The sequence below is a fragment of the Roseovarius sp. D0-M9 genome (genome assembly GCF_037083805.1).
Lineage (GTDB): Bacteria > Pseudomonadota > Alphaproteobacteria > Rhodobacterales > Rhodobacteraceae > Roseovarius.
Genome location: NZ_JBAPKZ010000006.1, coordinates 22,938 through 35,706, shown reverse-complemented (window position 1 = coordinate 35,706; position 12,769 = coordinate 22,938). Strand labels below are relative to the sequence as shown.

The following is a 12,769-nucleotide window of genomic DNA, read 5'->3' as shown; positions in this document are numbered from 1 at the left end:
AAGACGCAAGGTGATGACGCCGGGTGATGATGCGGGGCAGTTCAGGCGCCGAAGACGGACCAGCCTGTGAAATTTGCAAGCCGGTGCGCGGCAAGCGTGCCGACCTTGGAATTGCCGTAGTAGTTCAGCCCCGGTGACCAGACCGCAATCGACGCCTTACCGGGCGCGATCAAAAGGATACCGCCCCCGACCCCGCTCTTGCCCGGCAGGCCAACGCGAAAGGCGAAATCGCCCGAGCCGTCGTAATGCCCGCAGGTCATCATCAGCGCGTTGATCCTGCGCGCGCGGTTGGGCGAGATGAGGCGCGGCGCCCCTTCCAGCCCTGCCAGCATCCGGCCCGACTGCGCCAATTGGTCCGTGGTCATGGCGATGGCGCATTGGTGCATATAGGTGCCCAGCGTCATGTCCGGTTCGTTCGTCAGGTTGCCAAAGGAATAAAGGTAGTGCGCCAGCGCCGCGTTGCGGTGGCCCGTCGCCTCCTCGGAGGCGGCCACATGCTGGTCGATGTAGATATCGTCATCCTCGGCGGCCAAGCGGATAAATTGCAAGAGTTCGGCCAGCGCCTCGCGCGGCTTGCGCTTGTCCAGAAGGGCATCGGTGGTCACGATGGCGCCCGCGTTGATGAAGGGATTTCGCGGCCGGCCCTTTTCCTGCTCCAACAGCGCGATGGAGTTGAAGGCCGTGCCCGAAGGCTCGCGCCCGACACGGCCCCAGAGCGTATCACCGATCCGGCCAAGCGCGGCGGCGAGCGTGAAAACCTTGCTCACGCTCTGGATCGAAAAGGTTGTGTCATGTGCCCCGGCCGAGATCGTGCGCCCGTCGGCCATCGCAACCGAGATGGCGAACTGGGCGGGATCGACAGCGGCCAGCTCGGGAATGTAATCGGCCGGCGCGCCCCAATCGGCGTCGGCGTGCATGTCGTCTGCGAGTGTCCAGAGAAAATCCTGAAGGCCCTCGGGGAAGGTGTCGCTCATGGTGCCACCTCGGACGCGCTGGTGGGTCCGGCACGGCGCGCATGGATCGGGTCTGCGGTCATCCGGCTCTCCTTCCGGCGCGCGCCTTCAGGTGTTGAAGAGGAAGTGCAGCACGTCGCCATCCTTGACGATATACGATTTGCCTTCGGCGCGCATCTTGCCCGCTTCCTTGGCGGGCTGCTCGCCGCCCAGCGTGACGAAATCATCATAGGCGATGGTCTCGGCGCGGATGAAGCCGCGCTCGAAATCGCCGTGGATGACGCCGGCTGCCTTGGGGGCCGAGGTGCCCGTGCGGATCGTCCAGGCGCGGGCCTCCTTTGGACCCACCGTGAAATAGGTCTCAAGGTGCAAGAGCTCATAGCCCGCCTTGATGAGGCGGCTCAGCCCTGCCTCGTCGAGGCCCATCTCGGTCAGGAACATCTCGGCCTCATCCGCGTCGAGCTGGCTGATTTCTTCCTCGATCTGGGCGCTGATGACCACGGCGGAGTTGCCTTGGGCCGCGGCCATCTCGGCCACCTTGGCCGACATCGCATTGCCTTCGGCTGCATCAGCCTCGCCGACGTTGCAGACGTAGAGCACCGGCTTGGTCGTCAAGAGTTGCAGCAGCTTCCACGCGCGCTTGTCCTCGTCATCGACCTCGACCGTGCGCGCGGGCTTGCCATCCTCCAGCGCGGCGAGGGCGGATTTCAGCAGGCGTTCCTGCTGGACCGCCTCCTTGTCGCCGCCGCGCACCTTGCGGGTGATGTTTTGCATCCGCTTTACGATGCTGTCGATATCGGCCAGCATCAGCTCGGTCTCGATGGTCTCGGCGTCGGCCACCGGATCGATCCGATTCTCGACATGGGTGACGTCGCCATCCTCAAAGCAGCGCAGCACATGCGCGATGGCGTCAACCTCGCGGATATTGGCGAGGAACTGGTTACCAAGGCCCTCGCCTTTGCTCGCGCCTTTCACGAGGCCCGCGATATCGACAAAGGTCATGCGCGTGGGAATGATCTGCTTGCTGCCCGCAATGCGCGCCAGCGTGTCGAGGCGCGCGTCCGGCACGGCTACATCGCCGACATTCGGCTCGATCGTGCAAAAGGGGAAATTCGCGGCCTGCGCGGCAGCGGTGCGCGTCAGCGCATTGAAGAGCGTCGACTTGCCCACGTTGGGCAGTCCGACGATACCCATTTTGAAACCCATGACGCCGCTCCTGATCCAAAAGTCACGGCATCTAGGGCAGAGGGGTATGCGGCGTCAAGCAGACCATTGATTTCCCCGCCCGCTTGGGCCAAACCCGACGGCATCAATCAGAGGGACCGCCATGAGCCGTATCGACGCAAAATTCGCCGAGTTGAAAGCCGCCGGGAAAAAGGCATTCGTGGCCTATGTCATGGCGGGCGACCCCGATTTCGACACCTCGCTGGAGGTGGTCAAGGGTCTGCCGGGTGCGGGCGTCGACATCATCGAGCTGGGCCTGCCCTTCACCGACCCGATGGCCGATGGCGAGACGATCCAGCTGGCCGGGCAGCGCGCGCTCAAGGGTGGCATGACGCTGAAGCGGACGCTTCAGATGGCGCGCGAGTTTCGCAAGGGCGACGACACGACGCCCATCGTGATGATGGGTTACTACAATCCGATCTACAATCACGGGGTGGACCAGTTCCTGATCGACGCGCGCGAGGCGGGTATCGACGGGCTGATCGTGGTCGACCTGCCCCCCGAAGAGGACGAGGAGCTGTGCATCCCCGCGCAGGCGGCGGGCCTCAACTTCATCCGTCTCGCGACGCCCACCACGGATGACAAGCGTTTGCCCAAGGTGCTGCAAAATACATCGGGGTTCGTCTATTACGTGTCGATCACCGGCATCACCGGCGCGGCGGCGGCCGAGGCGGGCGATGTCGCGCCCGAGGTCGCGCGCATCAAGAAGCAGACGGACCTGCCGATCATCGTCGGCTTTGGCATCCGCACGCCCGAGACATCCCGCGCCATCGCGGGCGTCGCCGATGGGGCGGTCGTCGGATCGGCCATCGTCAGCCGCATGGCGGCGGGCGACAGCCCGGCGGATGTGCTGGCCTTCGTCAAGGGGCTGGCCGACGGCGCCCATTCCGCCTGACCGAGGGCCGGGACGGTGCCAAGCGCCTCGCTGACCACGCCCCTCGGCGCGCTTTGCGTCACCGAAGAGCATGGGGCGATCACGTCGCTTGCCTGGCACGATGCGTTCTTGCCGGACGACACACCCCTCTTGCGCCGCGCGCTTGAGCAGCTGAGCGCGTATTTCGCAGGCGATCTGACCGCGTTCGACCTGCCCACCCGCGTTGGCGGTTCGGACTTTCAGCGACAGGTCTGCGCCGCCATCGCCGCAATCCCGCACGGGCAGACACGCACCTATGGCGAGCTGTCAAAGGCTTTGAAAGCCCCCGCGCAGGCCATTGGGACAGGGTGCGGCGGCAACCCGATCCCGATCATCATTCCCTGCCACCGCGTGCTGGGCACCAGCGGCCTCGGCGGATTTTCCGGCAAGGGCGGGGTCGAGACGAAGGTCTGGCTGCTCCGGCACGAGGGAGCGGGTGGGTTGTTGATTTAGAGGGGGAGCGCTGCGAAGCCCTCGGGTTTGTAGCGAACCATCGCATTCGGCCCGGGGTCGTCGAGCTCATAGAGCTCGGATCGCTTGGACAGGTAGCCGCGCCAATTGCCTTCGGTGGTCGCGCTGATCTTGGTTCCATGCGCCTGCGCATCTGACCTTGGCTAATGCGCCATTGGGGCAGGAGTTTGGCGAAAGGTTGGGAAGTCAAGAGACCGGGATTGTCAGCCCTTCTTCTCCGGCACGATCTGCTGCACGATGCCTGCGCCCAAGAGGTAGATCGAGCTGATGACCAGACCCCAGTGCGCCCAGCTTTCGGGGTGGAAATCGACCCAGGCGGCCCAGCCGGCAAAGAACGTCCAGATGAAGATCATCGGCAGCGATATGCTGCGCCAGCGCTTGGTGCGCACGGGGTGCACGAACTTCAGCGGCAGGAACATGGCCACAGCCAGCACCGTCACGAGGCCCAGCGTGAACCAGAAGGGCGGCGAGGTGGCGAAGAGGACCAGCACCAGCATGTTCCAGCAGCCCGGAAAGCCCTTGAACGATTTGTCCTTGGTCTTCATCCCGCGGTCGCAGAAATACATCGCACTGGCAAAGGTGATGACGATGATCGCGGCCCAGCCCGTCCAGCCTGGCAGCAGCCCCGATTGAAAGAGGGCGAAGGCCGGGATGAAGGCGTAGGTGATGAAGTCGATGATCATGTCCAGCAGCATACCGTCAAAGCGGGGCGCGTATTTGTCGACCTCGTATTTGCGGGCGAGCGGCCCGTCCGCGCCGTCGACGGCAAAGGCGACGACCAGCCAGACGAACATCATGCCCCACTGCTCGTTCGCCGCCGACAGCATGGCCAGCATCGCAAAGACAATGCCTGTGGCGGTGAAAAGGTGGACGGAGAGGGCTTTGATTTCGCGTGTCATGGCGTCCCTATAGGCGCAAAGAGGATGGCGGGCAATCCGGCTTTGTTCATGCCTTGGAGCGTGCCTTGGGGTGCGCGCGGGAATAGACCTCCATCAGGCGGGCGGTATCGATGCCCGTGTAGGCCTGTGTGGTGGAGAGGGACGCATGACCCAAAAGCTCCTGAATGCTGCGCAGATCGCCGCCCGCATTCAACAGGTGCGTGGCAAAGCTGTGGCGCATCGCGTGGGGTGTGGCCGTCGCGGGCAGGCCCAGCTGTGCGCGCACCTGCGCCATTACGCCCTGAATCGCGCGGGGGGACAGCGCGCCGCCCCGTGCGCCCATGAAAAGAGGGCCATCCGCCGTAATGGTGTGCGGGCAGGCGCGGGTATACTCGGCAACTGCGGTCTGCGCGGCGGGCAGGACAGGCACCAACCGCTCCTTGCCGCCCTTGCCGGTGATGCGCAGGCTGCCGGGCAGCGGGGCGTCGGCGCCGGTCAGCGACAGCGCCTCGGAAATGCGCAGGCCGCAGCCGTAAAGAAGCGTGATAACCGCGCGGTCGCGCGCCGCGATCCAGGGCGTCAGCGATTGGAACTCCGCCGTCTCGATCACGCTCTTTGCGGCGTCGACACTCAGCGGGCGGGGTAGTTTGCGCTGGAACTTGGGGCTGCGGGTGGCCAGCACGGCCGTCGGCTCGAAGCCCTCGCGCTCGGCCAGCCAGCGGTAGAAGGATTTGACCGCCGACAATTTGCGCGCCAGCGACCTTGCCCCCACATCATGGCCCCGCGCGTGGGCCATCCACGCGCGCATGTCGGCGGTGGTGATGACGCTGAGCGCACCGAGGCCTTGGGGCGCGCCCTTGTGCTGGGTGATGAAGGTGAGGAATTCGGTGACATCGCCAGTATAGGCGGTGACCGTGTTGTTCGCCGCGCCGCGCAGCGCGCGCTGGTGGTCCAGCCACAGCGCGAGCGCGTCCCGCGCAGCGGGCGAGATCATGACAGCCAGCGCCGCATCGCGCGCTCGAAAACGCCCGCAAAGAAGGCCAGAAGGTCTGTGCCCTGCTGCGGCGTGAATTGATGCGGATCCTCGGCGCCCAGCACCAGCATGCCGGGCAGGCGACCCGACCCGAAATCGAGGCGCAGGCACGCCTCGGACCGGATGTGCGCCGCCGCTGCGCCATGTAGGGCGCCCTCACCGCCAGAGAGCTGGCGCAAGGTGACGGGGCGCTCGCCGCTGCGCCCGTTTTCAATATAGCGGGCAACGAATCCCGGCTCGGCCACTGACAGGACGTCGCCCAGCCTTTGCACCGCAGGATCGTTTTCGTCCTGCACCGACTCGAGAATCAGACGCACGGAGGACACACGCAGGATGTCGGCCACCTCGCCCCCCAGATCACGCAGGAAAACCTCGAACTCGGTCGGGTCCAGCATCCGCAGAATGGCGCGATGCACCTGGTTCGTGCCGGCAAGATTGTCGTAGGCGGCGGCGATCACGCTGCGATGCGTGTCCTCAAGCCGGTCCAGACGTGCCTCCAGCCGGTCCATCGCAATGCCGCGCAGATCGACAATATTCCCGCCCATCGCGCGCTCGTTCGCGGCGATGAGGGCGTGCATAAGGTCTTGATCCTCAAGGATTACGTCGGGCTGACTGATGATCCGCTCACGCAGGTGGTCGTCCATCTTGGGTTTACTGCTCATGCTCACGCTCGTTTTTTTGGTTTTGATCGTTTTAGCATGAGGTTGCGCGGAAATCTTCATCTGATTTGTGGCAAGGGGTCAGAAAGTTGGCCGTGTGGCGGGCCAAGGCATGATGGCGGCAGACTTCTGCGCAGGGTCGCATGCGGTGCCCCGGCCTTCTGGCCCCAGACCGAGGCCAAGGGCGGTCCGGCGCATTTGGCGCTTACGCCTTCAGGTAGGCCCAGTAGCAAAACATGATGATCAGAACGATGACGATCTGAGCCACCATCGCCTTGATGAGGAATTTGGACCGCTTCAGATCATCTTTGACGTCGATTTTCTTCATGGGATGTCCTTTGGTCTACTGTCACTCATTGGCAGAGCTTGAATGTCATGAGGTGCCCTTGACATAATCACGCACCAGCGATTTGTCCAACCCGGCCCAGAGGCGAGCCCCTTGAACGCAAAACGCCCGGCGCAGAGATCCGCCGGGCGTTCGCGCACAATGAATTCTCTGCTCAGACGATCTTTTGACCCGTCTTCGCCCAGTCCTTCATGAATTGGTCGAGGCCCGCATCGGTTAGCGGGTGATCGGCCATCTTCTTGATCACGGCGGGTGGTGCGGTCATCACATCCGCGCCAATCATGGCCGCCTGATAGGCGTGGTTCACGGTACGGATCGAGGCGGCAAGGATCTGCGTCTCGTAGCCGTAGTTGTCATAGATCTGACGGATGTCCGAAATCAGCTCCATCCCATCAAGGTTGATGTCGTCCAGCCGTCCGATGAAGGGGCTGATGAATGTCGCACCCGCCTTGGCGGCCAGCAGCGCCTGATTGGACGAGAAACACAGCGTGACGTTGACCATGTTGCCCTCGTCCGACAGCACCTTGCACGCCTTGAGGCCCGCCCATGTCAGCGGCACCTTGACGGCGATGTTGCCCGCGATCTGTGCCAGCTTGCGGCCTTCGGCGATCATCTCGTCGGCCTCAAGGGCGACGACCTCGGCGCTGACGGGCCCATCGACCATGCCCGCGATTTCCTTGGTCACTTCCAGGATGTCGCGGCCTGATTTCAGGATGAGCGAGGGGTTTGTGGTGACCCCGTCGACCATCCCGAGGTCATTCAACTCGGCGATTTGATCGACTTCGGCGGTATCGACGAAAAATTTCATGATGGCGGCCCTAACTGGTGGATTGGAGTTTGCTGGCCCATCGTTTATCCCATGGGCGACCCCCGTGAAACCCTGAAAGGTCCGGATAGGAATATGCGCGCGTGACCGCCGGCCCCCAGTTCTTTGACGCAGGCGCATTGGTCGGCGTGCTGACGGCGCAGCCGCTGGACCGCACGCTGGATTACCGCGCGCCCGAGGGGGGCTGTCATGTGGGCGCTTTCGTCGAAGTGCCGCTGGGCCCGCGCAAGGTGCTGGGCGCGGTCATGGGGCCGGGCGAGGGCGGCTATGATCTGGCCAAGGTGCGCAGCATCATCCGCGTGCTGGACGTAGCGCCCATGGCCGATGAGATGCAGGCATTCCTGCAAAAGGCAGCCGATTACACCCTGACGCCGATGTCCGCGATGCTGCGCCTTGCCACGCGCGCGCCGGGGCTGTGCGATCCGCCATCGATGCGCAAGGTCTACCGACTGGGCTACAGCGAGCCGAGCCGCGTGACGGATGCGCGCCAGCGCGTCCTGGACGTGCTGGAGGGGCAGGGCGATCAGGCGTTCACCCTCAAGGAGCTTTCGGATGAGGCGGGCGTGACGTCTTCTGTCGTCAAGGGGCTGGTCAAGCAGGGCGCGGTGGACGAGGTCGAGACCCCCCGAGACACGCCCTATCGCCGCCTTGATCCGGCCTTTGCGTCCAAGGCGCTGACCGAGGATCAAAGCGCCTGCGCCGCCAGCCTCGACACCGCCATTCGCAGCGGTGCCTATGGCACGACCCTGCTGCGCGGTGTGACCGGATCGGGCAAGACCGAGGTATACTTGGAGGCGGTGGCCAGCACGCTGCGGCTGGGTCGTCAGGCGCTGGTCCTTCTGCCCGAAATCGCGCTGACCGCCGAATTCCTGACCCGCGTGCAGGAGCGTTTCGGCGCCAAGCCTGCCGAGTGGCATTCGGGGGTTACCATGACCGAACGGCGGCGCTGCTGGAAAATGGTCGGCGAGGGCGGCGCGCAATTGGTCGTCGGCGCGCGGTCTGCGCTCTTCCTGCCCTTCCGCGATCTGGGCCTCATCGTTGTCGATGAGGAACATGACACCTCCTACAAGCAGGAGGACGGGGTGCTTTATAACGCGCGTGACATGGCCGTGCTGCGGGCCTCATTGTGCGGCGCGCAAGTCGTGCTGGCCTCGGCCACCCCCAGCCTCGAGACATGGGTGAATGCCGAGGCGGGCAAATACACGCGGCTCGACCTCAAGGCGCGCTTTGGCGTGGCCGTGATGCCCGAGCTACGCGCGATCGACATGCGCAGCGAGGATCTGCCCGGCAATCGCTGGATTTCGCCCACGATGCAGTCCGCCATCAAGCAGCGCATCGAGCGGGGCGAGCAATCGCTTCTTTTCATCAACCGGCGCGGGTATGCTCCCGTCACCATCTGCCGGGCGTGCGGGCATCAGGTGGGCTGCGATCATTGCGACGCGCGCATGGTCGAGCACCGGTTTCAGAAGCGCCTGATGTGCCACCAATGCGGCGAGACCAAGCCGATGCCCGAAAAATGCCCCGCCTGCGAGGTCGAGGGCAAGATGGCGCCCGTCGGCCCCGGTGTCGAGCGTCTCGGCGAGGAGGCGGCGGCGCTCTTCCCCGAGGCGCGGGTGGCCACGCTCAGCTCGGATATGTTCGCCAGCTCGCGCGCGCTCAAGGAGCAGATCCGCGCCATTGCGGCGGGCGAGGCAGATATCATCATCGGCACGCAGCTGGTGGCAAAGGGGCATAACTTCCCACTGCTGACGCTGGTCGGCGTCATCGATGCGGATCTGGGCCTGCAAGGGTCGGATCTGCGCGCCGCTGAGCGGACGTTTCAACTGATGCGGCAAGTGGCGGGCCGTGCGGGGCGCGCCGACAAGCCGGGCACGGCGATGCTTCAGACGTTCCAGCCCGAGCATCCGGTCATCCGCGCGATCCTGTCGGGCGACGAGGAGGGGTTCTGGCGCGCCGAGGCCGAAGAGCGCCGCCACGCAGGCATGCCGCCCTTCGGGCGCATGGCGGGCATCATCCTCAGCTCGCCCAACATGCAAGAGGCGTTCGACGTGGGTACGCATCTTGCGCGCACCGACGCACCTTTGCGCAACATTGGCGCGCAGGTCTACGGCCCTGCGCCCGCGCCCATCGCACGGGTGAGGGGCCGCCACCGCGTGCGCCTTCTGGTCAAGGCGCCCAAAGGTGCCGCGCTTCAGCCTGCTTTGGCCGAATGGACGGGCGCGCTGCGCCTGCCCAATTCGCTGCGCCTCAGCGTCGATATCGACCCGCAGAGTTTCTACTGAGGCATGGTGATGGACCCATCATGCATATGAATATCTGGGCGGGCAGGCCTGCAAATGTTCTTGGTAGCCTGTGGATGATCGCGGCCATGGCGTTCTTTGCCGTCGAGGATGCGGCGATCAAGGCCGCCTCGCTCAGCTTGCCCGTGGGCCAGATCCTCATCCTCTTTGGCCTCGGCGGCGCTTCGGTCTTTGCCGCCGTTCTGGTCCTGCGGGGCAAGCCGCTCTTTCAACGCGAGGTGGTGTCGCGGCCCATGCGGATTCGCGTCTGCTTCGAGGTGATGGGGCGGCTCTTTTACGTGCTGGCGCTGGCGCTGACGCCGCTTTCCTCGGCCACGGTGATCTTGCAGGCGACGCCTTTGGTGGTCGTCGCGGGCGCGGCGCTTGTCTTTGGTGAGCGTGTGGGCTGGCGCCGCTGGACCGCGATCGGCATCGGCATGGCCGGTGTCGTGGTCATCATCCAGCCGGGAACCGACAGCTTTTCGGTGCTGTCGATCCTTGCGCTCATCGGCATGGTCGGCTTTGCCGGGCGTGATCTGGCCAGCCGCGCGGCCCCTGCGGCGATCAGCACGGCGATCCTCGGCCTCTACGGCTTTTTCGCGATGGCGCTGGCGGGCCTCATCTACGCGGTCTGGAGCGGTGATGCCTTTGTGCGCCCCGGCGCCGGGGCGGCGCTGGCGTTGCTGGGCACTATCGCGGCGGGCACCATCGCCTACGCCTGCCTGATGAAGGCCATGCGCATCGGCGATGTATCCGCCGTCACGCCCTTTCGCTACTCAAGGCTGCTATTCGGGATACTTCTGGGTGTGACGCTTTTCGGTGAGGAGATCACCCTGCCAATGCTGATCGGCTCGGGCCTGATTGTGGCCTCTGGCATCTTTATCCTGTGGCGCAGTGGAAGGGTGCCAGTGGCCTGAGGGGGCGACATTCCTCTCGCCAAGCCCCCATCACGGGCGTAAAGCAGATCCCATGACACGCCTCGTTCGCCTTGCCGATGCCCGCACCCTGCCATTCTGGCGCAGGCCCATCACGCTGCTGTTCCTCATGGCCGCAGCGATGCCCATCGCCTTTGCCACATGGTCGGCCCTGCTGAATAACTTCGTGATCGAAGTGGCGGGGTTCGACGGGCAGGATATCGGCTGGCTGCATACGGTGCGCGAGATACCGGGCTTTCTGGCCATCGGGGTCATCGCCATCATCATCTTCATGCGCGAGCAGGTGCTGGGCCTCGTGTCGCTGATCCTTCTTGGCGTCGCGACCGCCATCACGGCGCAATTTCCCAGCATGGGCGGCATCCTGACCGTCACGATGCTCAGCTCGATCGGGTTTCACTATTACGAGACGGTGAACCAATCACTGCAACTGCAATGGATCGACCGCGCCCGCGCGCCTCAGATGCTGGGCTGGCTGCTGGCCGCCGGGTCGGGCGCGACGCTGATCTGCTATGGCCTGATCGTCGCCCTGTGGGAGCCTTTGGGCCTGACCTACAACATCGTCTATATCCTGTCGGGCGGGCTGACGGCGGCCATCGCGCTCTTTGCCCTATTCGCCTATCCGCAGTTCGAGGCGCCCAATCCGCAGATCAAGAAGATGATCCTCAGGCGGCGCTACTGGCTGTATTACCTGCTGCAATTCATGTCGGGCGCGCGGCGGCAGATATTTGTCGTCTTTGCAGGCTTCATGATGGTCGAAAAGTTCGGCTTTGCGGTGCATGAGGTCACGGCGCTTTTCCTGATCAACCTCTTGGCCAACATGATCTTCGCCCCGCTGATGGGCGGCGCGGTCGCGCGCTATGGCGAGCGGCGCACGCTGATCTTTGAATATGCCGGGCTGATGATCGTGTTCCTTGCCTATGGCGGGATCTACATGTTCGGCTGGGGCGTGGTGCTGGCCGCCGTGCTCTATGTGGTCGACCATCTGCTCTTTGCGCTGGCGCTCGCGCTCAAGACATATTTCCAGAAGATCGCTGACCCCGGCGATATTGCCCCCACGGCCGCTGTCGCCTTTACGATCAATCATATCGCGGCGGTGTTCCTGCCCGCGCTTCTCGGGTTCTTGTGGCTGATCTCGCCCGGCGCGGTTTTCATCGTGGCCGCTGGCATGGCGGGTGTATCGCTGTTACTTGCAATGCTGATCCCCCGGCATCCCGAGCCGGGGCACGAGACAATCCTGACCCGCGTCATTGCTGCGCCGGCGGAATAACCCCTCTGAGAGGTCGCACCGATGCCCACCTATACTGCCCTCACCACCCTTCAGGGTCAGGCCAGCGCCGAGGCCCTGGCCGACGCGCTGGACGATCTCACGCCCGAGCCGATGGGCGTCGGCACATTCGAGATCGAGGACGGCAGCGGCACGTGGGAGGTTGGCGGCTACTTCGAGGACGAGCCCGATACCATCGGCCTTGCCCTCTTGGCCCAGGTGCATGGCGCGCGCCCCTTCGCGATTTCGCAAGTGCCTGAAACCGACTGGGTCGCCCACGTCAAACGCGAGCTGACGCCGGTGTCGGCGGGGCGGTTCTTCGTCTATGGCAGCCATGATGCCGACAAGGTGCCTGCGGATGCCGAGCCGCTCCTGATCGAGGCGGCCATGGCGTTTGGCACCGGCCATCATGGCACGACCCAAGGGTGCCTGCGCGCGCTCGACCGGCTGGCAACTGCGGGCGCGCCGCATGCCTCTGTCGCCGATATCGGCTGCGGAACAGCGGTGCTGGCGATGGGGGCCGCGCGCGTGTGGCCGGGTGTCATGCTGGCCAGCGATATAGATCCGGTCGCGGTGGACGTGGCAAAGGTGAACGTGGCGGCCAATGATCTGGAGGGCCGCGTGCAATGCATCGTTGCCACCGGCCTCGATCATCCAGACCTTGTGGCCGCCGCGCCCTTTGATCTGATCTTTGCCAATATCCTGAAAGGGCCCCTGATCGACCTCGCGCCGGGCATGACCGCTGCGCTCCGCGCGGGCGGCCATGCGATTCTCTCCGGTCTATTGAACGAGCAGGCAGATGAGGTCATCGATGTTTATACACGCGCCGGAAACAGTCTGGTCAATGCAGAGGTTATTGGTGACTGGACCACGCTGACTTTGCAGAAATCTGTTTGAAAAATTGCCTGAAAACAGTGGGCTTGGGGTGCTTGCCTCATAATTGACACATTTCAGACCTAGTTTTTCCATGTGATCTGGCGGGGGCCGG

13 protein-coding genes are annotated in these 12,769 nt (G+C 64.3%); 6 read left to right on the top strand and 7 right to left on the bottom strand.

Going from position 1 to position 12,769, the window contains the following annotated elements:
- Positions 1–41: 41 nt before the first annotated feature.
- A complete protein-coding gene (locus V8352_RS05925; RefSeq protein WP_336423348.1) occupies positions 42–974 on the bottom strand; it encodes a glutaminase in 933 nt (310 codons plus the stop codon).
- A gap of 87 nt (positions 975–1,061) precedes the next feature.
- A complete protein-coding gene (ychF, locus tag V8352_RS05920; protein WP_336423347.1) occupies positions 1,062–2,159 on the bottom strand; it encodes a redox-regulated ATPase YchF in 1,098 nt (365 codons plus the stop codon).
- Positions 2,160–2,280: 121 nt separating this feature from the next.
- Between ychF and trpA the strand changes: the two genes are divergently transcribed.
- Together trpA and V8352_RS05910 are read left to right on the top strand one after the other, a co-directional pair.
- Positions 2,281–3,072 carry a tryptophan synthase subunit alpha gene (trpA, locus tag V8352_RS05915; RefSeq protein ID WP_336423346.1) on the top strand — a complete coding sequence of 264 codons (792 nt, stop codon included), beginning with the start codon at positions 2,281–2,283 and terminating at the stop codon, positions 3,070–3,072.
- A gap of 15 nt (positions 3,073–3,087) precedes the next feature.
- Positions 3,088–3,543, top strand: a complete 456-nt coding sequence (locus V8352_RS05910; protein WP_336423345.1) for a methylated-DNA--[protein]-cysteine S-methyltransferase — start codon at positions 3,088–3,090, stop codon at positions 3,541–3,543.
- A 221-nt stretch (positions 3,544–3,764) separates the two neighbouring features.
- Here V8352_RS05910 and V8352_RS05905 read toward each other — a convergent pair whose 3' ends face one another.
- The 5 genes from V8352_RS05905 to fsa all read right to left on the bottom strand — a co-directional run bounded on the left by V8352_RS05905 (position 3,765) and on the right by fsa (position 7,285).
- Entirely contained in the window at positions 3,765–4,460 is a 696-nt protein-coding gene (locus V8352_RS05905; RefSeq protein ID WP_336423344.1) for a CDP-alcohol phosphatidyltransferase family protein, read from the bottom strand.
- A gap of 46 nt (positions 4,461–4,506) precedes the next feature.
- Positions 4,507–5,433, bottom strand: coding sequence for a tyrosine recombinase XerC (locus tag V8352_RS05900; RefSeq protein WP_336423343.1), 927 nt, complete (start codon positions 5,431–5,433; stop codon positions 4,507–4,509).
- Positions 5,430–6,134, bottom strand: coding sequence for a DUF484 family protein (locus V8352_RS05895; protein WP_336423342.1), 705 nt, complete (start codon positions 6,132–6,134; stop codon positions 5,430–5,432). The genes V8352_RS05900 and V8352_RS05895 overlap by 4 nt, the downstream gene beginning before the upstream one ends.
- A 202-nt stretch (positions 6,135–6,336) precedes the next feature.
- Positions 6,337–6,459 (bottom strand): hypothetical protein, encoded by a 123-nt coding sequence (locus V8352_RS05890; RefSeq protein WP_336423341.1) that lies wholly within the window; start codon positions 6,457–6,459, stop codon positions 6,337–6,339.
- 172 nt (positions 6,460–6,631) lie between these two features.
- A complete protein-coding gene (fsa, locus tag V8352_RS05885; protein ID WP_336423340.1) occupies positions 6,632–7,285 on the bottom strand; it encodes a fructose-6-phosphate aldolase in 654 nt (217 codons plus the stop codon).
- A gap of 101 nt (positions 7,286–7,386) precedes the next feature.
- On the opposite strand from fsa, the gene V8352_RS05880 reads away from it, so the two are divergent.
- Genes V8352_RS05880 through V8352_RS05865 form a run of 4 tightly spaced genes read left to right on the top strand, consistent with a single transcriptional unit; the run spans position 7,387 to position 12,678 of the window.
- Positions 7,387–9,585 carry a primosomal protein N' gene (locus V8352_RS05880; RefSeq protein ID WP_336423339.1) on the top strand — a complete coding sequence of 733 codons (2,199 nt, stop codon included), beginning with the start codon at positions 7,387–7,389 and terminating at the stop codon, positions 9,583–9,585.
- A 20-nt stretch (positions 9,586–9,605) separates the two neighbouring features.
- The gene (locus tag V8352_RS05875; RefSeq protein ID WP_336423338.1) at positions 9,606–10,499 is read left to right on the top strand and encodes a DMT family transporter; all 894 of its coding nucleotides are present in this window, start codon (positions 9,606–9,608) and stop codon (positions 10,497–10,499) included.
- 52 nt (positions 10,500–10,551) lie between these two features.
- Positions 10,552–11,784, top strand: a complete 1,233-nt coding sequence (locus V8352_RS05870; RefSeq protein ID WP_336423337.1) for an MFS transporter — start codon at positions 10,552–10,554, stop codon at positions 11,782–11,784.
- 21 nt (positions 11,785–11,805) lie between these two features.
- Positions 11,806–12,678 (top strand): 50S ribosomal protein L11 methyltransferase, encoded by an 873-nt coding sequence (locus tag V8352_RS05865; protein WP_336423336.1) that lies wholly within the window; start codon positions 11,806–11,808, stop codon positions 12,676–12,678.
- The last annotated feature ends 91 nt before the right edge of the window (positions 12,679–12,769 follow it).

Excerpts from the sequence above, each read along its gene's own strand:
- V8352_RS05925 (WP_336423348.1), bottom strand. The coding sequence starts at position 974 with ATGAGCGACACCTTCCCCGAGGGCCTTCAGGATTTTCTCTGGACACTC.
- ychF (WP_336423347.1), bottom strand. The coding sequence starts at position 2,159 with ATGGGTTTCAAAATGGGTATCGTCGGACTGCCCAACGTGGGCAAGTCG.
- trpA (WP_336423346.1), top strand. The coding sequence starts at position 2,281 with ATGAGCCGTATCGACGCAAAATTCGCCGAGTTGAAAGCCGCCGGGAAA.
- V8352_RS05905 (WP_336423344.1), bottom strand. The coding sequence starts at position 4,460 with ATGACACGCGAAATCAAAGCCCTCTCCGTCCACCTTTTCACCGCCACA.
- V8352_RS05900 (WP_336423343.1), bottom strand. The coding sequence starts at position 5,433 with ATGATCTCGCCCGCTGCGCGGGACGCGCTCGCGCTGTGGCTGGACCAC.
- V8352_RS05895 (WP_336423342.1), bottom strand. The coding sequence starts at position 6,134 with ATGAGCAGTAAACCCAAGATGGACGACCACCTGCGTGAGCGGATCATC.
- V8352_RS05890 (WP_336423341.1), bottom strand. The coding sequence starts at position 6,459 with ATGAAGAAAATCGACGTCAAAGATGATCTGAAGCGGTCCAAATTCCTC.
- fsa (WP_336423340.1), bottom strand. The coding sequence starts at position 7,285 with ATGAAATTTTTCGTCGATACCGCCGAAGTCGATCAAATCGCCGAGTTG.
- V8352_RS05875 (WP_336423338.1), top strand. The coding sequence starts at position 9,606 with ATGCATATGAATATCTGGGCGGGCAGGCCTGCAAATGTTCTTGGTAGC.
- V8352_RS05870 (WP_336423337.1), top strand. The coding sequence starts at position 10,552 with ATGACACGCCTCGTTCGCCTTGCCGATGCCCGCACCCTGCCATTCTGG.
- V8352_RS05865 (WP_336423336.1), top strand. The coding sequence starts at position 11,806 with ATGCCCACCTATACTGCCCTCACCACCCTTCAGGGTCAGGCCAGCGCC.